Origin of the sequence: uncultured Allobaculum sp., from assembly GCF_948576815.1 — a bacterium.
Taxonomy (GTDB): domain Bacteria; phylum Bacillota_I; class Bacilli_A; order Erysipelotrichales; family Erysipelotrichaceae; genus Allobaculum; species Allobaculum fili.
Map to the genome: position 1 here is coordinate 1 of NZ_CAPAEZ010000040.1, position 22,433 is coordinate 22,433.

At 52.0% G+C, this 22,433-nt stretch carries 18 protein-coding genes; 7 read left to right on the forward strand and 11 right to left on the reverse strand.

The window, feature by feature from the left end:
• The coding region (locus tag Q2J39_RS06755; protein ID WP_288339684.1) for a flavin reductase family protein at positions 1–525 on the reverse strand (525 nt) is incomplete at its 3' end.
• Positions 526–808: 283 nt separating this feature from the next.
• On the opposite strand from Q2J39_RS06755, the gene Q2J39_RS06760 reads away from it, so the two are divergent.
• Entirely contained in the window at positions 809–1,954 is a 1,146-nt protein-coding gene (locus Q2J39_RS06760) for a TIR domain-containing protein (protein ID WP_288339682.1), read from the forward strand.
• Between the two features lie 263 nt (positions 1,955–2,217).
• On the opposite strand, the gene tkt is transcribed toward Q2J39_RS06760, so the two are convergent.
• The gene (gene tkt / locus Q2J39_RS06765; protein ID WP_255658318.1) at positions 2,218–4,212 is read right to left on the reverse strand and encodes a transketolase; all 1,995 of its coding nucleotides are present in this window, start codon (positions 4,210–4,212) and stop codon (positions 2,218–2,220) included.
• Between the two features lie 267 nt (positions 4,213–4,479).
• Positions 4,480–4,989 carry a pyridoxamine 5'-phosphate oxidase family protein gene (locus Q2J39_RS06770; RefSeq protein WP_288339680.1) on the reverse strand — a complete coding sequence of 170 codons (510 nt, stop codon included), beginning with the start codon at positions 4,987–4,989 and terminating at the stop codon, positions 4,480–4,482.
• Between the two features lie 412 nt (positions 4,990–5,401).
• Between Q2J39_RS06770 and Q2J39_RS06775 the strand changes: the two genes are divergently transcribed.
• Positions 5,402–6,070: a response regulator transcription factor gene (locus Q2J39_RS06775; protein ID WP_230268050.1), complete on the forward strand. Its 669-nt coding sequence runs from the start codon at positions 5,402–5,404 to the stop codon at positions 6,068–6,070.
• A 147-nt stretch (positions 6,071–6,217) separates the two neighbouring features.
• On the opposite strand, the gene rpsI is transcribed toward Q2J39_RS06775, so the two are convergent.
• The 8 genes from rpsI to Q2J39_RS06815 form a co-directional block, all read right to left on the reverse strand.
• Positions 6,218–6,625, reverse strand: coding sequence for a 30S ribosomal protein S9 (gene rpsI / locus Q2J39_RS06780; RefSeq protein WP_230268049.1), 408 nt, complete (start codon positions 6,623–6,625; stop codon positions 6,218–6,220).
• 11 nt (positions 6,626–6,636) lie between these two features.
• The gene (gene rplM / locus Q2J39_RS06785) at positions 6,637–7,074 is read right to left on the reverse strand and encodes a 50S ribosomal protein L13 (protein ID WP_230268048.1); all 438 of its coding nucleotides are present in this window, start codon (positions 7,072–7,074) and stop codon (positions 6,637–6,639) included.
• A gap of 217 nt (positions 7,075–7,291) precedes the next feature.
• A complete protein-coding gene (truA, locus tag Q2J39_RS06790) occupies positions 7,292–8,080 on the reverse strand; it encodes a tRNA pseudouridine(38-40) synthase TruA (RefSeq protein WP_288339677.1) in 789 nt (262 codons plus the stop codon).
• Positions 8,081–8,082: 2 nt separating this feature from the next.
• Positions 8,083–8,886, reverse strand: a complete 804-nt coding sequence (locus Q2J39_RS06795) for an energy-coupling factor transporter transmembrane protein EcfT (protein ID WP_230268046.1) — start codon at positions 8,884–8,886, stop codon at positions 8,083–8,085.
• Complete coding sequence (locus Q2J39_RS06800) at positions 8,879–9,739, reverse strand: energy-coupling factor transporter ATPase (RefSeq protein ID WP_288339673.1); 861 nt, start codon at positions 9,737–9,739, stop codon at positions 8,879–8,881. Before Q2J39_RS06800 ends, Q2J39_RS06795 begins: the two co-directional genes overlap by 8 nt.
• Entirely contained in the window at positions 9,724–10,542 is an 819-nt protein-coding gene (locus Q2J39_RS06805) for an energy-coupling factor transporter ATPase (RefSeq protein ID WP_230268044.1), read from the reverse strand. The genes Q2J39_RS06800 and Q2J39_RS06805 overlap by 16 nt, the downstream gene beginning before the upstream one ends.
• Positions 10,543–11,019: 477 nt before the next feature.
• A complete protein-coding gene (locus tag Q2J39_RS06810; RefSeq protein ID WP_288339671.1) occupies positions 11,020–11,700 on the reverse strand; it encodes an HD domain-containing protein in 681 nt (226 codons plus the stop codon).
• Between the two features lie 51 nt (positions 11,701–11,751).
• On the reverse strand, positions 11,752–11,958 hold the full coding sequence (locus Q2J39_RS06815) for a hypothetical protein (RefSeq protein WP_288339670.1): 207 nt from the start codon (positions 11,956–11,958) through the stop codon (positions 11,752–11,754).
• A 338-nt stretch (positions 11,959–12,296) separates the two neighbouring features.
• Between Q2J39_RS06815 and Q2J39_RS06820 the strand changes: the two genes are divergently transcribed.
• The 5 genes from Q2J39_RS06820 to Q2J39_RS06840 all read left to right on the forward strand — a co-directional run bounded on the left by Q2J39_RS06820 (position 12,297) and on the right by Q2J39_RS06840 (position 22,281).
• Complete coding sequence (locus Q2J39_RS06820) at positions 12,297–18,746, forward strand: glycoside hydrolase family 2 TIM barrel-domain containing protein (protein WP_288339668.1); 6,450 nt, start codon at positions 12,297–12,299, stop codon at positions 18,744–18,746.
• Between the two features lie 558 nt (positions 18,747–19,304).
• Positions 19,305–19,532 carry a FeoA family protein gene (locus tag Q2J39_RS06825; RefSeq protein WP_230268373.1) on the forward strand — a complete coding sequence of 76 codons (228 nt, stop codon included), beginning with the start codon at positions 19,305–19,307 and terminating at the stop codon, positions 19,530–19,532.
• Positions 19,529–19,786, forward strand: coding sequence for a FeoA family protein (locus Q2J39_RS06830; RefSeq protein WP_230268374.1), 258 nt, complete (start codon positions 19,529–19,531; stop codon positions 19,784–19,786). The genes Q2J39_RS06825 and Q2J39_RS06830 overlap by 4 nt, the downstream gene beginning before the upstream one ends.
• On the forward strand, positions 19,783–21,957 hold the full coding sequence (gene feoB, locus Q2J39_RS06835; RefSeq protein WP_288339665.1) for a ferrous iron transport protein B: 2,175 nt from the start codon (positions 19,783–19,785) through the stop codon (positions 21,955–21,957). The genes Q2J39_RS06830 and feoB overlap by 4 nt, the downstream gene beginning before the upstream one ends.
• Before the next feature lie 93 nt (positions 21,958–22,050).
• Positions 22,051–22,281, forward strand: coding sequence for a FeoB-associated Cys-rich membrane protein (locus Q2J39_RS06840; RefSeq protein WP_288339663.1), 231 nt, complete (start codon positions 22,051–22,053; stop codon positions 22,279–22,281).
• Positions 22,282–22,433: the final 152 nt, after the last annotated feature.

Here is a 22,433-nt window from a genome sequence, read left to right on the forward strand (position 1 = left end):
CTGTTCGTCGTTCTGCAGGAGATAAACCGCTTTAATGTGTGCGATATAGATTGTATGATTGTCCCCTTCTGGATAATAGTGCTTCCGGATTTCGGAAGGAATGCTGGCCGGATCTTCCTTCTGGGCGTAAAGCACCTGACACTCAATCGTCAGCGGCAGCTCCAGAATCGCCGGTGTACACACTTCCTCGCCCGGAACGGTGTGGAGATGGCAGGCTTCGAACTTGTCTACGTCCCGGCCGGATTTCGTTCCGCAGAAGCCTAAAATCGACCGGACATCCATGCCGGGCATCGGGCAGCTGATCGTAAAGACGGGGTTGGCATCGACAAGCGTTTTGGTAAAGCGGCTTTCCCGCACATACACGGTGAAGACATCCATTCCCCAGTTGGTTCCCAGGCCGCCCCAGCCGATCGTCATGGTATCGCGAACATCGCCATCCTGCGTCGTCAGAAGAATGCCTTTGGGCAGCTGTTCCAGCACAATGCCGGAAACTTCGGCAAGCGTCATCGGTTTTGAAGTGATCATATTCTGTTCTTTCCTTCTTTCTATGTGGATTTCCAGCTAGATGAGTGTCTAGCTTTTTATACGGGTTCTGGCCTGCTCCATGTTTTCTGGCCGTCTGGTGTACCCCGAATACTGGACGCAAAAGTGAGGAAAGAATCCCGACTGCACACGCAAACGTACCCGTTTTCCTCCTCTGGATTTTCCTTCCGGGAATCTCTTTATAATAAAGGCAGGCCTTTTGTATGGGAATGTATTCCTATTTTAGGACAGTCCAAAGAAGAAAAGGCATAGACGGGGAGGAAAGATGACAAATTCTGCGAACGGCATTTCCATTGTTCTGTTTTCAAGCGGTCTTTCCGAAAAAAGCGGTATTCTTCAGCATTTGAAATACCGCCTGGAAGAATATGACTATCAGGTCAGCGAATGGAGGGATCTGTTCGCGCAGGCCGTAAACGAAGAGCAGATCGCGCTTCTGCCGATGCTCATCAAAAAGATTCCGTCGTTTGACTACGCCATTCTGATCTGCGAAGGGCATGATGAAACGACACTCATTCGAAACGGCGAAGAAATCCGGGAAAAGACGATGCGGGACAACGTGCTCTTTGAGATCGGTCTCTGTGTCATGGCCCTCGGTCCGGAAAAAGTCGTCCTGCTCAGTGACGAATCGGTCCGTCTGCCCGAAGATCTGTCCGGTGTAAACGGAGGAATCGCACTGCCGGCTTTTCGGTTTGATCCCTGGAACACGGAGGAGATGGAGCTGACCGCAAAACGGATTCATGAAATCATTGAACGGACGAATCGTTCGATTGACGGAATCCACGATTACATTGAACAGACGACCGATGTGACGGCGCCGATGGTCATCGGAGCGGCCAATGCGCTGGCAGTTTCCTACATGCGCAATTTCGTCTTCCGTCTGATTGAGAAACTGGACGAACCCCCGATCTTTAAACCCGAAGATCAGCACATAGCCGAAGCGCTGATTTCCCAGGGCGCATGGAAAATTCACATTTTGCTTCCCTCTTCTCTGCATACGGAAGATGTCCGAGAATTCCTGGGGAAAGATCCTATTTTCAGTCCGGCCCGGATCGAACAGGCGCGCTTTCGGCCTCTGAACTTTCAGTACCTCCTCACCGCCGATACGCTTCATATCGTCGATTTTCCGTCGATTGTGACCGCATCCTACGATACGGTAAAGCGCATTCTGGAACTGAATGCGGACGACTCGCCGGACCGACAGGCCAAAGAACGGTTTCAGATCAAGGAAATTCGCATGTTCGAACATACGCTTCGTACGCTTCTTTGCGAAGATTATGTTCAAAAGGCAGCCAGAAGCCGAAGCCGGAGCGAGGGCGAATACGTCCGGCTGACCAAAAAGCTGATGGATGGCATTGAAAAAGTTGAAATCCGCTATGAGCAGAAGGAGCTGCTGTCCGGCGCAGCGAAATAACGAAACCGATTTTCTGTTCCGATCCAATTTTTCTTCTTTTCCAAAAGGAAGTAAGAGAAGTAAGAAGAAGTAAGAAATGGAAATCCGCACGATGCTCTCTGGCGAACATTCGGCTATAAGCAGAGAACGCCAGATCACACCAAATGAAAAAGAGGCTGTACGAATTCATTTTTTTCGTACAGCCTCTTTGTTCATTGTATGAGAATCTGGATTTCAATTCTGAAATCGATCTGTCTTCCGTTCGAGTGTTCCGGATGGGAAACTTATTCCGCAGTGCGGGCGAGTACGCGTTTCATCGTTTCGGCAATGTTTTCCGGAGTGAAGCCGAAGTAGTCAAACAGCTGGCTTCCTGGTGCGGAAACGCCAAAGCTCTTCATGCCGACCACTTCGCCGTCGAGACCAACGTAGCGGCCCCAGCCGAAGTCCTTGGACGCTTCAACAGCAGTACGGGCTTTGACTTTGCGCGGCAGAATGGATTCGCGGTAGTCTTCCGGCTGCATTTCGAACAGTTCCATAGAAGGCATGCTGACAACGCGAACGTCGATGCCTTCTTTTTCCAGCAGCTGTGCTGCTTTCAGGGTCGGAGCCACTTCCGAACCGGAAGCGATCAGAATGCCCTGCGGCAGTTCGGCTTTGCTGTCACGAAGGATGTAGGCGCCTTTGACGGCTTCCTTCGACGTTTCTTCCAGCTGCGGCACGTTCTGACGGGTCAGAATGAGTGCGGTAGGACCGGTGGTACGTTTTGCGGCCAGCGTCCAGCCTGCAGCTGTTTCCTTCGCATCCGCCGGGCGGAATACGACCATGTTTGGAATGGAACGGTAAGAAGCCATATGTTCGATTGGCTGATGGGTCGGACCGTCTTCGCCGACACCGATGGAGTCATGCGAGTAAACGTACGTTACCGGCAGGTTCATCAGTGCAGCCAGACGGGCCATTGGCTTGGCGTAGTCCGAGAAGACGAAGAATGTGCCGACATACGGGCGCAGACCGCTCAGAGCCAGACCGTTGGCAATGCCGGCCATAGCGAGTTCACGCACACCAAAGTGGATGTTGCGACCGCCACGGTTTTCCGGCGCGAAGTCGCCTTCGCCGTTCATGTAGGTCTTATTGGACGGACCAAGGTCAGCGGATCCGCCAATGAGGTTAGGCATAACGTCTTTAAGCTTGTTGATGATACGTCCGGAAGAAACGCGGGTAGCTTCGGCTTTTTCCGGTACTTCAAAGAGATCGGCTGCTTCCAGCGCAGCTTCATCCGGCTGCTGATCCAGCATCTTGCGGTATTCCGCTTCGACTTCCGGATACTCTTTCTTATAGGCGGCATAGAGGGCGTTCCACGCGTCTTCTTCGCTCTGTCCGCGTTTAGCCAGTTCGGTGAAGTTTTCATACACTTCCGTCGGAACATAGAACGGTTCCTGACTTGGCCAGCCAAGTTTTTCTTTTGTAGCAGCTACATTGTCGGCGCCAAGCGGTTCGCCGTGGCTGGAAGCCAGACCTTCTTTCGGAGAGCCGTAGCCAATTTTGGTTTTCACCGTAATAAAGGAAGGATGTTCCCGATCGGATTTGGCTTCCTCAATGGCTTTAGCGATCGCTTCGAGATCGTTGCCGTCTTCTACCGTCCAGGTGGAGAAGCCAAGGCTCTTCATGCGGGCGTCTACATCTTCAGCAAATACCGGATCGGTATCGCCTTCGATGGAAATTTTATTGGAGTCGTAAAGGAGAATCAGCTTGTCGAGCTTCAGCGTGCCGGCAAGAGAGAGGGCTTCCTGCGAGATGCCTTCCATCATGTCGCCGTCGCCGAGTTCGACGAATGTGTAATGATCGATGATATCAAAACCCGGGCGGTTGAATTTTTCAGCCAGGAATTCTTCGGCAATGGCCATGCCAACCGAAGCGGCAAGACCGCTGCCCAGAGGGCCGGTGGTGCATTCAACGCCAACGGTGTGGCCGTATTCCGGATGACCCGGTGTCAGCGAGTTAAGCTGACGGAAATTGCAGAGATCTTCTGCGGAGATTCCATAGCCGAAGAGATGAAACAGGGCGTACAGGCCGGCTGAGCCGTGTCCGCCGGAAAGAACAAAACGGTCGCGATTTTCCCATTTGGGGTTTCGGGGGTTGTGGGAAAGGTGTTTAGCGAAAAGCTCATACATCATTGGTGCAGTTCCAAGCGGAGCACCAGGATGGCCGGAATTTGCCTTCTGAATGGCATCGGCGGCCAGTATACGAATTGCATTCACGGATTGCTGATCAATATTAGTCATAATGTCTTCCTTATGGTGTGTTCTGGTTTGATTTCTACCTTATTCAGGCCTTTTTTCGTTAGACCGTATACTAGAATAACGCAAAAGATAAAAAAGTCCATGTCTTCACAATGTCGTGCAGAATTTCACGAATTATGGCAGAAAAGAGGACCAGCTTCAGTATACTCAATCCCATTTGCACTGTCATAATTGAGAATTTGGCTTGCCGATTTTTACAAACAGGGAATGATTTTGATTTCCTTAAGATCAATACAGACTATATTTAATTCAGCCATGATGTTTGACCGTATATTGCTGGACGTCTACCGCAAAGACGGCGGTGTGATCGAGTACGGTCGTATCAAAATCCCAGGAAAAGGCGCTTTTATCTTCGTTTCTCTCATGAAGACAGTGTGCAATGAGAGCACACAGTGCGTTTTCCTTCTGCTTTGGATCGGTGATCTCCCGGATCCTTCCCTGTCCAAAAAGCGAGTCAAACGCGACGCTTGCCGTGCACGCTTTACCGTTTTGCGCAGGCAGAAACCGCCCGGGACAGTCGATCTGAATGGCGGCATTTGGATTTGTGTGGATCAAGTCGATTTTGTGTCCGCTTTTGGCGCTGTGAAAATAGAAGGTCAGTTTCCCGTTTTCCAGCGCATAGCCATACGAAAGAGCGACGATATACGGAATTTCCTCATCGGCCAGGGCAAGATGCAAAACGTCCGCCCGGTTTAGAAATTCTTCGATTTTCTTAGGATCCTGTACCTGTCGATCCTTGCGCCGCATGTCCATCTTCATGGCTGTCTCTCCTTTTGTGTACTTTCTGTACTTTCTGTTCTGGTTTTTCTGTACTGGCTTTCTGTGTCCGGTATTTCCATCTGTGCCGGTTATCTTCTGCGTTCGGATTTTCTATCTTGATTCTGGCATTTCCAATCCGATTCACTTGTCTCTATGCCCGGATGCCTGCCTCTGCTTATAGAGACGAGGCAGACTCTTTTTTTGCGGCACGCCAGCCTGTGCGATGGAAGGTTTGCTCAGGGAAACGGAAAAGCCGTTTTGGCTTTCTTACGGTTTTTGAAGACGGTTACACCCCAAATTGACCTCAGATGCGCTCAAATACCGCCGATTGTTCATTTTATATTTCAGAAACGAAAGGGAAATTTCAGTTTTTGTTCAGGTTATTGGTCCTGCCGCTCGCTAAAATGAAAGCATGTACCGAATCATGATCGTTGAGGATGACTCCTCCCTGGCCTCGAGCCTCTCCTCTGTTTTGCAGAGCTGGGGTTTTGAAATGGTCTGCGCGAAAGATTTTGACCACATCCGCGAAGAATTCGACCGGCTCAAGCCGGCGCTGATTCTTATGGATCTTAACCTGCCCGGACGCAACGGTTTCTACTGGACCAGTGAAATTCGAAAATTTTCTTCAGTTCCCATCATCTTTCTTTCGAGCGCGGATGAAAGCATGAATGTCATTACGGCAATCAACCAGGGAGCCGACGATTACATCACGAAACCGTTTGATACCGCGGTTCTCGTTTCCAAAATCCAGGCGCTGCTTCGCCGGACGTTCGACTATACCCAGCATACCGACTATCTCGAACATCATGGCGTTCATCTTGACTTAGGCAGCAATGAAGTCAGCTATATGGGCAAATCCATCGAACTTTCCAAAAACGAAGCCCGCATCCTGCGGATCCTGATGGAAAACAAGGAAAAGATCGTTGCCCGCGAAACGCTTATGGAAGCCCTGTGGAAAACCGACTGCTACATTGATGAGAACACGCTCTCCGTCAACGTAAACCGTCTGCGCCGCAAGCTGGCCGCCATTTCCATTGAAGACTTCATTATTACCCGCAAAGGCATCGGCTACATGGTCTAGCTGCTGTCTGCCGACACATTTTTTCCCTTTTGTAAAAAAGCCGTGCCCGGACGACACGGCTTTTTTCTATGCCCGTACGCCGCGGATCTGTGCGATTCGGGCATAAAAAAATCCTGCATTTCTGCAGGATTTGCAACATTGGTAAAATTAACGCTTGCTGAACTGCGGTGCACGACGAGCTTTTTTCAGACCGTATTTCTTACGTTCTTTAGCACGCGGGTCACGAGTTACATAACCAGCTGCTTTCAGAGCAGGACGATAGTCTTCCGAAGCTTCCATGAGGGCACGAGTAATTCCGTGACGGATTGCACCAGCCTGGCCGGTGAAGCCGCCGCCCTGAACGGTTACCATTACATCGAACTGGTCGAGTGTGTTGGTCAGTTCAAGAGGGGAACGAACTTCCATCTGAAGTAATTCAGAAGGCATGTACTCTTTAAGCTCTTTGCCGTTGACTACGATATTCCCTGTTCCATTTGGACGAAGGAAGACACGGGCAACGGCTTCTTTACGGCGTCCGGTACCGAGATACTGAACGAAATTTTCTTTATTTGCCATTTCCTAATCTCCTATCCTTTCACTTTCAGTTCCACAGGTTTCTGTGCTGCATGCGGATGTTCGTTTCCGGCGTAAACCAGAACGTGCTTGCGCTGAACATCTCCCAGACGGTTGTGCGGGAGCATGCCCTGTACAGCTCTGCGAACCCATTCAACAGGGTATTTTTCCTTCATTTCCTTGGCAGTGCGTACACGCAGTCCGCCATAGTATCCGGAATGATTGTAGTACTTTTCAGTTTCAAGCTTGTTGCCGGTCATGTTGACCTTGTCAGCGTTGATGATGATTACATAATCTCCACAGTCCACGTTTGGTGTGTAAGTGGGTTTATGTTTACCGCGCAGAACGTGGGCTGCAGTGGTGGCAAGGCGACCGAGAGTCTGGCCTTCGCCGTCAATTACATACCATGTGCGTTCTACTTCAGCAGGTTTTGCCATTGTTGTTTGACGCATGTTGCTTCCTCCGTTTCAATGAGCGTTACCGGGGCTCAAAGGCTTGGATACAGCCACGGATTATCTTAAGCATTCCACCTTTCAAAGTCAATCCCAATCCCCTGGCACAGAGAAGAAATCCAGACGTTTTTTCCACGATTTTAAATTGCGCAAATCCTCCCATGCCTAAAGGGAAAAGGAAGACTTTCATTGGTCACCGTTTTCACGAAAAAAGCCCTCAGATCCCATCGGGATCCGAGGACAGAGAAGCGAGCAGAGTATCGAGTTCATTCTGGGTGTAGCCGACCTGAACGAGATAGAGCGCCTTGGCTGGGGCGTTGAAGCGCGACGCGTGCTTGTCTTTTGCCTCCAGCATGACTTTCAGCTCATCGACCGTAATGCGGCCTTCGCCAAGGGCAATGAGAGCGGCGCTCATCATGCGCACCTGGTAGCGCAGAAAGCCGGTACCGACAAAAATCAGCCGCAGGCCTTTTGGCTCTTCCTGGATGCAGATACGGTAAATCGTTTTCGTTCGCGGTTTTCTCTCGTCGATCTGCGCGTTGGAAAAGGACGTGAAGTCATGTTCCCCTTCAAAGACAGCAGCTCCCTGGCGCATGCGTTCGACATCCAGATCGCGCCATACGAAATGGCTGTAATTATAAAGGAAAGGATTGTCTCTTTCCTTGGTAATCACGTAGTCGTATCGCTTGAAGCGCGCCGAAAAGCGGGCATGAAAATCTTCATCCACCGCTTCGACGGACTGAATGCGTATGTCCTTGGGCAAAAGCGTGTTGAGCGCGTTGTAGTAGCCCAAAGGCGAAATGTTGTCGGGGCCGTCAAAATGGAATACCTGTCCGAGGGCATGAACGCCGGCATCCGTGCGGCCGCTTGCGGTAATGGACGCCGGCTGATGAAGGATTTTTTCCAGCGCCTTTTCGATGACTTCCTGAATGCCGGTCGCGTTGGTCTGCTTCTGAAAGCCGCCATAGCGATGGCCGTCGTATGCCAGTATGGCTTTATAGCGCATGTCTACACTCCAAGAACGGCCAGAATGATGTCGATGGCAAGAACGAGAACCGAAATGGCCATCGCCGCGTAGTCGATGCCGTGCATCCTGAGCACTTTATAGCGCGTTCTTTTACGGGATGGATTGTAGCCGCGGGCTTCCATGGCGTTGGCGAGCTGATCGGCGCGGTCAAAGGCGGAAACAAACAGCGGGACGATCAGAGACAGAATGGCGGACACCTTTTCCTTGAGTGTGCCGTTCTGCATGTCGATGCCGCGGGACGCCTGCGCGTTCATGATGCGCTGGGTTTCTTCGATCAGCGTCGGGATAAAGCGCAGCGCGATGGAAATCATCATGGCGATGATGTGCGCCGGCAGACCGATTTTCTCGAACGGCTTGAGCAGCTTTTCAATGCCGAGCGTCAAGTCGAGCGGCTTGGTTGTGGCGGTCAGGATCGTCGTCAGAATGATCATCAGCATCAGTCGGATAATGACGTAAGCCGTCTGAATCAGGGCGTCGGAATAAATCTTGAACCAGCCCCATTCAAAGAGCAGCGTTCCGGTATGCAGAACAAGGACGTTGATAATGAGCAGGAAAATCATCATCCACATCATCGGCTTGAGCGAACGCAGCGCGTAGGACAGCTTCAGCCTGGAAAGATACAGAGCCGCAATAATAAAGAGAACGATGGGAATGTAGCCCCAGAATCCGGCCGGAATGAAGATCGCCACCATCAGAATGAGCAGGATCATGATTTTCGAGCGCGGATCCATGCGGCTGACGACCGAATCGATCGGCAGATAGCGGCCGAGCGCAATGTTATTCATGGGCGTTCACCTGCTCTTTCAGGGCCTGAGCGATTTCATCGAGCGAATAGCTGTCCTGCGGAACAGAAAAGCCTTTTTCCTGCAGCTTTTCCTTGAGCTGAACAATGCCAGGCGGGTTGATATCGATTTCGCGCAGCAGTTCGGGATGTTTGAAAAATTCGTGGACTTCCATTTGCGTGGATACTTTGCCGTCTTTCATGACGACGACTTCATCACAGTATTCCAGGACGTGCTCCATATCGTGGCTCACGAGCAGAATGGTCTTTCCCTGCCCGCGGTTGAGCGACATGAACAGATTCATCATTTCTCTGGCTGACTGGGGATCCAGACCGGCAGCCGGTTCATCGAGAACGAGCACTTCCGGATCCTGAACGAGAATGCCGGCGATGGCGACACGCCGCTTCTGCCCGCCGGACAGTTCGAACGGGGAGCGTTCGAGATACGATTCGTCGAGGCCGACTAAAGGCAGCACTTTATGCACCGCTTCCTGAATCTGCTCGGGCGTATAGCCAAAGTTTTTCGGCCCGAAGCCGATATCCTTGGCAATCGTTTCTTCAAACAGCTGGTATTCCGGAAACTGGAACACCAGACCGACTTTTTTGCGCAGAGCTTTGACATCCGTCAGCTTCGTCGCCGGATCGATATGAAAGCCGGCGATATCGACGCTGCCTTTCGTCGGCTTGAGCAGCGCGTTGAGATGCTGAACGAGCGTGGATTTTCCCGATCCGGTCTGACCGATAATGGCGGTCACCTTGCCGGTGGGAATCGTCAGGTTGACGCCTTTGAGCGCCTTGTGCTCAAAGGGTGTTCCCTGCGAATACGTGTACTCGAGATCTTTTATTTCAATTGGCATACGTCCTCCACCAGCTCATCCAGCGTAAGCACCGGATGATCCGTCAGTCCGGCCTTTTCAAAGGCCTTTGAGGCTTTCAGGGCGAAAGGCAGATCCAGTTTCAGATCCTTCATCATTTCCCCGTTTTCAAACACTTCTGCGGGCGTTCCCTGGGCGGCAACTTTTCCTTTTTCCAGCACGATCACGTTTTCGGCCTGAGCGGCTTCGTCCATATCGTGGGTAATCGAAAGAATCGTGATGTTTCTTTCCTTATTTAACTTGCGGATCTGGGCGTTGACGCTCGCTTTTCCCTGCGGGTCCAGCATGCTTGTCGATTCGTCAAAAATCAGGATGTCCGGCGACATAGCCAGAATGCCCGCGATGGCGACGCGCTGTTTCTGTCCGCCGGAAAGATTCGTCGGTTCCGCGTTCAGGTAGTCGAGCATGCCGACTTTCGCCGCGTTTTCTTCGATCAGTCCCTGCATCTGTTCGGTCGGGACGCAATGGTTTTCCAGACCAAAGGCAATGTCATCGGCTACAGTGGAGCCGATAAACTGGTTGTCCGGATTCTGGAACACGATGCCGACGTGATCGCGGATTTCGGGGGCGCTTTCTTCCGTGAGGCGCGTTCCGAGAACATCGATTGTACCGGCGGCGGGTTCGAGCAGACCAATGATCAGCTTGGCCAGCGTGGATTTGCCGGATCCGTTATGGCCGACCACCGCTGTATAGCTTCCTTTGGGTATATTGAGAGTAATTCCTTTGAGTACCGGAGTGGCTCCGTCGTAGGAGAACTCCAGATTTTCAATATGAACAGCTTCCATTTTTTATTCTGTTTACCTTTCAGAGTGTCAACTTGTATTATACATAGCCGCTTCTTTTTCACATCCCGGGAAAGGGGTTACACTAGGCATACTTTTTTTCTTTCTTTCGCTTTTCGCGCGGACCGGCCCAAAAACGAAGTATGTATCGGCCGCTTTTTAAAAAATCCCCCTACGTGTACGCTCATTTTCGATTTTTATGAACGCACCAGAGGGAATTCGCGGATTGTTTCCCGGTTCTGGAGAGATGGGCTGTTCCAACACCGGATGGATCGAGAATGGGTTTAGAGAATATATTTTAGAGAGTATATAGAAAATATATATGGTAGAAAACCGGAAAAACGGCATACGAAAACCCGGCTCTGTCCATTCGCCGGGTTGTGGATTCTGATCATCTTTGTATCCTTATCGTCCTGTTCTTGCAAATTCATACTTTCGCAAATTCCGCGTTCAGAGAAGATGTCCATCCTGCGCTCGATTTCAAAGTCTTTCGTATACGAGCGGGCGAAGCGCGGTAATCAGGCTGACCATCTGATATTCGAGAAGAAATACGGGTGCATCCCATTCTGGGCGGGCTGCACGGATCGGTTCGGCCATCGGCAAAATCCGCCTTTCGCTCTCTTCGATATATTCGCGCATCTTCGCTTTCGAAAAGCAGCCGGACATGGATGCGAGATTGTTTACGCGATCGAGCAGCTTGATCAGCATAGCTTCGGGCGATTCCTGCAGGTTTTCAAAATATTCGGCCAGTGCAGCTTCTTTTCCGGACCGCTCAGCGCAGCCGGCATCTTTGGTCAGCCGGGATACGATTTCCTGGACGTTTCTGGAAAAGGGCAGATCCGCGCAGGCAATATCGCAGTCTTCGCACACATCGTGCAGCAGTGCGGCACTCAGAAGGTCATCGTCCGTAATGCCCAGGGCCAGCGCGTGCACCGCCAGACTCAGCGGGTGAATGGCGTATGGAACGACCGGCTGCTGCGGATTGCCGGTCCTTCGAAGCTGACCAGCATGCGCCTTTTCCATATACGCAAGCGCCTGCATCGTCTGGGACAGGGGCATCTTCTGTGCCGCCGCTTCCAGGCGTTTTTTCATGGGCTCGCCATCATACATCCAGTTCTGTAAAGTACCGCTCTTTGCGGCTGTCGAACGTTTTACATCCATTTTCACTCCTCCTTTTTCTTTCGTCGCAGACGCTGGAATCGTTCGTCTCTTTCACTCGAAGCATAGCAGGCCGGTGCCTTTTGAAAATAGAGCGGGTAAATTCAGCCGGGGCTTCTCTGCACTTTCTTTCTTTTTCCTGGTTTTTCTGACAGGTTTTGCCAAAAGGCCATCTGGTTCGTCGTCCGGAACAAGAAAAAGGCCTTTATTTAAGGAGCATTCGTTTTTTTCAATGGAAGAAAAGCCGGATTTCATGCCCATCGGACAGTAAAGTTTTTAATAAATTTTATACTTGCGAAACGTCAGGCAAATATTGGTTACCAGTTTGTGCAACCTCTTCTTTTTGTGCAAATGTTGGCTACTCCATTCTCTATGAATGACTTTTTATATGGATACGGTTTATATCCAGATTGTACATTCGAAACGCTTAAGTAAAACGCAAGTAAAACATGTCCATGTATTCCAGTAAAACGAACATTCTTTCTTGCTCCTATTGCAAAAATTAACATCTGGCATAAGATGAAACCAAACAGTGTAAGCGTTTGCACAGACCCCCCAGTCTCTTGCGGACGCGCACCGAAGAAAAGGAGAAAACTGGAATGAAGAAACATAAGGTTTTATCGCTGCTTGTTTCTGCCTCGATGGCGTATTCCGTCTTCCCGGCGATGTCTGTCGCTGCCCTGGAAGGCACTTCGTCCGACAACTTGTCGCCGGCGGATTCCATCAAGGCCAACGTCGACAAAACCAAGTTCACTCACAAGGAGTGGACGGGAACCCACTACGATGATGTGGACGGCAACGCGCAGGCTGCAGAAGATGTAACCGGCATTAACCGCGAAGCCGCCAGCACCCAGATCATCCCCTATCAGAATTCTGCTGCTGCACAGAAGGCTGTATGGAACTACAACGCCCGTGAAGAATCTCAGAAAATGCAGATGCTGACCGGCGAAAACGAAAACTGGGATCTGACCGTCGTTCAGAACGAGACGCTGGCCAATGAAATGATGACGGAAGATCATGCCTTCTACAAAACCGATTTCAAGAAGGGCGAAGGCGAAGACTGGAAATCCGTTACGCTGCCCCAGAGCTGGACAACCCAGGGATTTGATTTCTCGATCTATACCAACACCCAGATGCCCTGGCAGTCCAAATACGACACCAATGTAGACTGCCCGGCTGCGCCGACCAACTACAATCCGGTCGGCCTGTACCGCAAGACATTCACCATTGATGATTCTCTGCGCGGAAGCGACCGCCGCATTTACCTCGATTTCCGCGGCGTTGAATCCGCCTACTACGTTTACGTGAACGGCAAGGAAGTCGGCTATTCCGAAGACACCTTCAGCCCGCACAAATTCGACATCACCGACTACGTCAACATGGACGGCGAGAACCTGCTGGCTGTCAAAGTTCACAAGTTCTGCGACGGAACCTGGTTTGAAGACCAGGACATGATCTATGACGGCGGTATTTTCCGCGATGTCTATCTGACATCCGCACCGCTCGTACAGATTCAGGACTATCACTACACGACAACTCTCGATGCGTCCTACACCAACGCGGTTCTGAACATTGAAGCGGATATCCGCAACCTGTCGAGCACCGTCAGCCAGGGCTGGACGCTCTCCGCTTCCGCCTACGATCGAAGCGGTACGGCTCTGTTTACCGATGAAGAAGTTTCTGTGCCGGTACTGGCCAGCACAAAGACCAATAGCGTTTCCCTGAGCACCGTTGTAAAAAATCCAAAGCTCTGGTCCGCAGAAGATCCAAACCTCTACGCTCTGGTCATCACCCTTAAAGATGCCAATGGTAAAGAAGTGGAAACCGTTTCGACCCAGCTCGGTTTCCGTCAGGTGGAATTCACCCGTACCGAAGTGGATGAAAACTATCGCGTGACCACCACCCACTGGGATCCGGTAAAAATCAACGGCAAGCGTCTGCTGCTGAAAGGCGCCAACCGCCACGACACCGACCCGTTCCACGGCAAGGCGACTCCTCAGGCGGCTATCGAAGAAGATGTGAAGCTGATGAAGCAGAACAACCTGAACGCTATTCGTACTTCGCACTACTCCAACGATGACTACCTGTACTGGCTCGCCAACGACTGGGGCATGTACCTCATGGGCGAAACGAACATGGAATGCCACGCCATCATGGGCGATTCCGAAAAGCAGAGCTGGTTCTACGAACTCGGTCTGGATCGTACCGAAACCGCCTTTAAGCGTCTGCGCAGCAACCCGGCGATTGTCATCTGGTCGATCGGCAACGAAATGACCTACAACAGCGACAAGAACTTCGCAAACGGTCTTCAGCGCGACATGATCTGGTACTTCAAAAATCATGACAGCACCCGTCCGGTTCATTCCGAAGGAAACGACGGCAACCTGGGTACCGACATGCGTTCCAACATGTACCCGAGCACGGGTACCGTATGGGATCGCGGCGGCGACGGCAAAATGCCGTACGTCATGTGCGAATACGCGCACGCGATGGGCAGCTCCGTCGGCAACCTGAAAGAATACTGGGATGCTATCCGCGCCAGTGAAAACCAGCTTGGCGGCTTTATCTGGGACTGGGTGGACCAGTCGCGCGCCGTCGATCTGAAAAATCTTGGCGTAAGCTATGGCGTTACCGAGAAAAAAGGTCTGTCCGGTACAGCCAACGGCGAGTGGGTCACTTCCGAAACGCCAGACGAAACGTTCCATATTACACAGTCTTTAAACGGCTACCTCTCCTATCCGGATACTGACGGCAAAGTCGGCAGCGCACTTTCCGGCTCCGGCAAGGCGTTTACGCTGGAAGCGATCGTCAAACCGTATTCCACTGTGGCTGACGATGTCTTCCTGTCCAAGGGCGATGATCAGACCACGCTGAAAATGAACGGCGACGGCAAGCTGGAGTTCTTCGTCAAGAGCGGAAACAGCTGGTCCGGCATCCAGTGCGACGTACCAGCCAACTGGAACAACAGCTGGCATCAGATTGCCGCTACGTATGATAACGGCACGGCGAAAATTTACGCCGATGGCAAACTGCTGAAAGAAGGCACGATTGCCGCATCCATCGAATCGCAGGATCACGCGATCCAGGTCGGCGCGGATACGGTAAAAGGCCGCTACTTCAACGGTGAAGTGGCGATGGGCCGTATTTATAACAAAGCCCTCACCGCTGCAGAAATTGCCGGACAGAATTCGGCAAATCCTGCCATCAAGTCCGATGACGCTTCCGTTCTCTTCTGGGCGGATGCCGCGGATGATCACAGCGAAGCCAAGGTCGATGCCTGGGATTACTACTCCACAAAGTCGGGTCAGACCAATGGTACGAACCTGTACAAGGACGAAATCAAAGGCAAGTTCTACGGCTACGGCGGCGACTGGGGCGATCGTCCAAACGACAACTCGTTCTGCGAAAACGGCCTCGTTTCGCCAGACCGCAACCCCCAGCCGGAACTGATGGAAGTCAAGAATCAGTACAAGAACTACTGGTTCAGCGCGGATGTCGACGATCTGGATGCAAAGAAAGTCAACGTCTACAACGAATCCAGCTTCACCAATCTGAACGAATACAACGTGACCTGGGAAGTTCTCGAAAACGGTATCGTTGTGAATACCGGAACGGTACAGAACGTAGATGTAAAACCGCAGACCCACGGCAGCATTTCGGTTCCATTCGAACTGCCAGCGACCATTAAAGACGGTGCGGATTATTATCTGAACCTTTACGTTTCCACAAAAGACCAGGAAAAATGGGCGGATAAAGATTTCGTTCTCTGCTGGGATCAGATTTCCATTCCAACCTCTGCTGGCCAGAAAACGCGCGCAGCCGCTTCGGATTCCGCATCCATCACCGATGGAGAAGACAAATACACCGTTGCCGGCGACAAGTACGCGTTTGAAATCGACAAATCGACCGGCATCATCAAAAACTACACCTTTAACGACAAGCTCATGCTTGAAACCGGACCAATACCCAACTTCTGGCGCGGTACGTTCGAAAACGATAAGGGCGGCTTTGACTGGAACTGGTGGAAAGGCGATGACGAACTGCGTGTAGACTCGATCTCCGCCTCCAAAGACGCAGACAATAATGACGTCATTACCACGAACGTTACCCTGCCGCAGGTCGGCAATACGTCCCTTGTCATGACGTACACCATTCTGGGCGACGGCGCAGTCAAAGTGGATATGAAAGTCGATGCCACACACAGCGGCATGAGCAGCTTCCTGCGCGTCGGCTCGCTGATGACGACCGCGGAAGGCTATGAAAATGTGAAATGGTACGGAAACGGACCGGTTGAGTCCCTCTCCGACCGCAAGACGTTCGCCCGCCAGGGCATTTACGAGTCGACCGTTGACGATCTGTTCTACCCGTATCTGAAAGTCGACGACACCGGAACGATGACCGACACGAACTGGATGGCTCTTTCCGGCGAAGGCAAGGATACCCTGCTTGTCGTTGCGACGACTCCGCTGGAAATGCAGGCTCTGCACTTCACACCGGATGATCTGAACTCCACCGATCACCCGTACGGTCTTAAACCGCGCAAGGAAACCATGGTCGGCGTCAACTACGGCAGCCGCGGAACCGGCGGTGCGACTTGCGGACCAGATACGTTAAGCCAGTACCAGCTCTACAACGATAAAGCGTACGAGTGGGAATTCACCATTCTGCCGGTGGAAGGAAGTGCCATGGACAATCAGTCGCTGACCGATACCGCCGCAGGCTATCGTACGATCGAAACGTTCGACCGTGAAAAGCATGATGCCGATCGCGCTGCCGAACTGATCGAACAGGCGGACTCCTTCATTCCGTATTCCTACAGCCAGCTCGAAGATGTTGAGACGCTCTATAATGCGCTGCTCAATATGCCAGAAGCCCAGGCGGACATTGTCAATGCGGACAAAAACCGCACCGAACTTGTAAAAGGCTATGTCGAGCAGATCCGTGCCATGAGCACGAAGATCACGCACCTCAAAGACCAGTCGAATAACCATAACGATCTGGAACTTGGCAGTGCGAAAATTGTTAAAAACGGCGACGCATATAACTTCGCCGGAACCGTTCAGACCGGCCATGAAGACACCTGGAAATCCGTCTTTACCGAAGGCCAGTCCTGGACCATTTCCATCGACGCCGCACCGACGATCTGGAAAAACTACAACATGCTTGCCGGTATGGGCGACAACACCTTCGCCATGCGTTTCCGTGAAGGCTATTATGACTTCCACATTTACGACGGTAGTGACTGGCAGCCGATTGAATACAAGATGTCGGATGCTGAAAAAGCCGACACGCTCAACAAGCAGCACAACTACACGGCCATCTTTGATGCCGACGCCCACAAGATCATCGTCTACATCGACGGCGTCAAGAAAGCCGAAAAGACTCTGACAGAAGGCGCGTACCCGCACTATTCCGGCTACAACTTCACCCTGGGTGCCTGCCCGTCCACTGGACGCGACAGCGACGTCAAGTTCGCATCCGTAAAAGTCTTCTCCGAAGCGAAGAACGGCGAAACGCTCGCATCCGCAAAAGCGTCCGATGCGTCCACCGTCCTCTGGATCGACAACACCAGTGAAGACACCCCGCTCTTCTCTGCGGATGAAAACCCGACCATTACCGCAGCAGCCCTGAATTCCGATGCCGATACCCTCGACGCCGGCAATTCCATGGACTTCACTCTGTCGGTTACTCCGGCTGACGCGAAAATCTTCTCTGCCGACTGGACCGTTACCGACGAAAGCGGCAAGGAAATCAGCGGCGCACTCGTTTCCGGTACAGGCGCGAACGCACAGCTTCTGACCGCAAACAAACTGGATGACGGTACCGTGCTGATCGTCAAGGCCAGCAAGATTAACGGCACCGATCTGTCCGCACAGAAATCCATCACCATCCATTCTCAGTCCTCCACTGTGGCCGATGACCTTGGTCCAAACGATCTGGATACACCGCTCAACCACACCGCAGAACTCGACGAAATGGACGGCAAGACCGTCATGATCGGCGGCATGGATCTCAAGGATCCAAACAAGAAAGTTCAGAACGCCATCGCAAACGGCAGCTTTACCGTTTCGAGCTGGCTCTACGTTCCAGAAGCCCTCAAGTCTTCCGAAAGCGGGAGCTGGGAATCCGGCAGCAATAAACGCGAGAAATACAGCACCATCTTCTCGCTTGGCGACAACACCTTCTGCCTGCGCTTCTACCAGAATGCCGGCAAAACCGGTACCGCGGTTCACACATACGTGAAGTCCACGGACGGTGAATGGTACCAGGCAAGCGGCGATGATGTCGAAGACAGCTTCTTCAACAAGTGGCATGAAATCTCTGCCGTTTACGACAGTACGAACCAGACTCTGACCGCCTATATCGACGGCGTCGCCACCGGCGATCCAGTCGATGTGAACGGCAGCGTATCCGTCAGCGAAGTGCTGACCCCATCCATCGGCTACATGGCCGACAAGCCAGACCGCAAGTCGGAAATGGGCTTCTCGAACAACAAGGTTCTCTCTAAAGCCCTGAGCGCTGACGAACTCAAAGCGCTGTCTGCTGGTACATCGGATGCCGACAATGAAAACGTTGTTCTCTGGCTCGACTTTGCGGCCGACGAAATCAGCAGCGCCAGAAATGCACTGAACGCACAGCTCAACATCGCAAAAGATCTGAAGAGCGAAAACTACACAGAGGCTACCTGGAGCGCCTTTGAAAGCGCCAAAGCGGCAGCAGAATCCATCAACGGCACGTACGCTACCGCAGAAAACGTAAACAAAGCCGCTGCAGACCTGAGAGCCGCCATCGCTGGACTTGAAACCGTTGATGAGCTGGAAACATTCGATCTCACGCTTCTGCAAGCCGCCTGCACCAAAGCTGCAGAACTTGACCTCTCTGAATTTGGCACCACAGGCAAAGACGCCTTCAGCAGCGCCAAAGCCTCTGCTGATGCCGCTCTGGAGCATCCGACAAGTCAGAAAGCCGTAGACGAAAAAGCAGCCGCACTCAGCCATGCGATGCTCGCTCTGCGCAAGACTCCATCCAGCGAAAAGCTTCCTAAGTAATCAAAGCTTCTCGTCGAATCCGATTTACGCCATCTGGCATTGGCCAGAAACAAACCTTTGACTGGTACGATTTAACAACCCATCGATCCTTGCGTTCCTGTTGTGGAGGGCAAGCCAGAGCAGGGACCGGCGATCGTCCATCCGTTTTGCGAAGAAATCCCTCCCATTCAATGCCTTCTTCCCTCTCGTTCTGTCGGGCAAAACAGAACAGAGAATGGAATGCACCCAGGACGTATTTCTTGTCTTCAAACCAGTCTGCAGAACGTCTCGATCCCTGCGGATCCAGAGACGGACTGCCTGAAACGAAATCAAAGGACTGACCACACCGTCCTTACAGAACATACGGGCAAAAAGCTGCCGGAAGAGTTCTTTCTTCCGACAGCTTTTCTTTTGTCTAGTCGGACCGTTTTCACCAGACGGTTTGCACAATTGGATTCAACATAGTTAGTCTGGACAAATTCCGTTTGACGTACATTTCAATTAGCTTATACTAAACGCTGTTAGTTAAACCTAACTATTGCCGAACGTTCTTGCAATTCCCAGCTGAAAGGAGAATCCATGATGCCTTTATCCCTTTGTGACAAGGACACGCCCCTGCAGATCGCCAAGATCACAGGCGGCGAAAAAATGCGTACCCGGCTTGCCGAGCTTGGCTTTTTTCCGCAGGCGAAACTCGTCGTCCGTCAGAAAATCGCAGAAAATCTGATTGTAGAAGTGAAAGGAACCCGTCTGGCGATCGATGCGTCGATGGCCAGACGCATTCTGATGGAGGAATGCCCCCAATGACTCTGAATGAATTTGCCCCTGGTCATACGCTTCGCATTGTTCGTCTTTGCGGAACGGGACCCGTCAAGCGCCGCATTATGGACATGGGACTGACCAAAGGCGTGACCGTCTATATTCGAAAAGTGGCGCCCCTTGGCGATCCTATGGAACTGAATGTGCGCGGCTATGAGCTCTCTTTGCGAAAAGCCGATGCAGCCATGATCGAAGTCGAGGAAATTTCCGACAGGGCCCGCGGAAAGGAGAAAAACGCATGAAGACAATCGCACTCGCCGGCAATCCCAACTGCGGCAAAACGACTTTATTCAACCAGCTCACCGGTGCACGCCAGTACACCGGCAACTGGCCTGGCGTAACGGTGGAAAAGAAAGAAGGTCCGCTCAGAAACGATTCTTCCATTCGCCTTCAGGACCTTCCAGGCATTTATTCCCTTTCCCCCTACAGTCTGGAAGAAGTCGTCTCGCGAAGCTACCTGCTTCAGGAAAAGCCGGATCTGCTTCTGAACATTGTCGATGGAACGAGTATCGAACGTAATCTGTATTTAACGACCCAGCTGCTTGAACTGGGAATTCCGGTAATCCTGGCCGTTAACATGGCCGATCTGGTCCGGGCCAACGGCGACACGCTCGATCTGCAGAAGCTTTCCCAAAAGCTGCACATTCCGGTAATCGCCATTTCCGCTCTGAAAAAAGAAGGACTGGACGAACTGGCAAAGCTCCTGCATCAAATGCCTTCCCAGCCCGAACCTCTCGATCTGTACAGCGCGAATGTACAGGCAGCGCTTGAAAAAATCGAAGCGATTCTTGCCCCGAAAACGGATACGCAGACCCGCTTCTGGTATGCGGTTAAAGTCTTCGAAAACGATGAACGCGTTCTGAACGAACTGAAGCTTTCAAAGGTACAGACGGCAGAGATTCAGGCCATTCGCAAAGAGATCGAAACGGCAATGGATGATGACTGCGAATCGATCATCACCTCTCAGCGGTATGACGCGATTGCTCGAATTCTTACAGACTGCTTTACGCGAAAAGCCCGGAAATCAGATCTTACCCTCTCCGACCGGGTCGACCGGATCGTGACGAACCGCTGGCTCGCGCTTCCCATTTTCATTTTGATCATGTATATCATCTATACGATTGCGATGGGCAGTACGGCGGTTTCCATTGGTACTATGGGAACCGACTGGGTCAATGACGTTCTTTTTGGAGAATGGATTCCAAATGGCGTGGAAAACCTGCTCGTCTGGATGCATGTCAATCCAGTGCTGGCTTCTCTGATTCAGGATGGAATAATCAGCGGCGTCGGCGCGGTTCTCGGCTTTGTGCCGCAGATTCTCGTTCTGTTTTTCCTGCTTTCCATTCTTGAAGACTGCGGCTACATGGCGCGCGTGGCGTTCATCATGGACCGCCTGTTTCGGCGGTTTGGTCTGTCTGGAAAAAGCTTTATCCCGATGCTGGTTGCGACGGGATGCGGCGTTCCGGGCATTATGGCCAGCCGTACGATTGAACAAGACCGGGACCGGAAGATGACGATCATGACGACCGGCTTCATTCCCTGTTCAGCCAAAATGCCGATTATCGCCCTGTTTGCGGGGGCGGTATTCGGCCAGAGTTCTCTGATCGCCGTGAGCGCATTTGTGATCGGCATCGCCGCCGTGGTCTGCTCCGGAATCATCCTGAAAAAGTTCAAGGCGTTTGCGGGAGAACCGGCGCCGTTTGTCATGGAACTACCGGCTTACCATATGCCGACGCTGCGCAATATTTTCTCATCGACCTGGGAGCGGGGCTGGTCCTTCATCAAGCGGGCCGGTACGCTGATTCTTGCTTCGGCGATCGTGCTCTGGTTTTTACAGAGCTTTGGCTTTGAGAACGGACAGTTCGTCATGGTCGAAGACAACAACGTTTCCCTGCTGGCGTCCATCGGCCGTTCGATCGCCTGGATTTTTGCACCGCTTGGCTGGATCGGAGACATGGCCTGGAAAGCCACGGTAGCGACATTTACCGGCCTCATTGCCAAGGAAGAAGTCGTCAATACGTTTGGGGTGCTGTACTCCGCCGGGCCCGTGGCAGAAAACGGAATGGAAATCTGGACGGCGATCGCAGCCGACTTTTCGGCCCTCGCTGCCTGGAGCTTCATGATTTTCAACCTGCTCTGCGCCCCCTGCTTTGCGGCCATGGGCGCCATCAAGCGCGAAATGAACAATACAAAATGGACGCTCGCATCGATCGGCTACATGTGCGTCTTTGCCTATTCCATCGCGCTGATGGTGTATCAAATCGGCGGCCTGATCACCGGCGAAGTGGCCTTTAACGTCTTCAGCCTTGTCGCTTTTGCCCTTCTTGGGCTGCTGATTTACCTGCTGTTTCGAAAAGGCTATGAGGCGCGTAATCGGGCGCTTCCTGTGGAAATTGCCCTGGAAAAGCGATAACGCTGAATAAGCGCATCCCCTCCTCTGCCCTGAAGGCAAGACGGAAAACGGGATGCGCTCCTGCTTAATTAAAAACTGGAAAGGAGAAACACGATGTCCATTGGCGACTGGATTGTGACGCTTGGATTGGGCGCCATCGTATTCTGTATACTCTGGTGCGCACTTCATCAAAAGAAGACATCCTGCAGCGGAGACTGCGCGCACTGCTCCCATCATGTGGACTGGATGCAGATCCGAAAGGAAATTCATGCTGAAGACGGCTGTGCGAAAAGCGTCGCATCGACCCGCGCAGACCCAGGCAAAAAAGCCGTCCGTTCATCTTGAAGCGGATCGTTCCGCTCTTCTTCACCCTGGGCCGTTTCTTCGATACTTTCTGCTTCTTCTGTCATTTTGCACCCCGCTCCTTTCAAAGCCGGCGCTGCTTCAGCCGCCGGCTTTTTCTTTGCCCAGAAGGCGCCCGAAATTTTAAGGCGTTT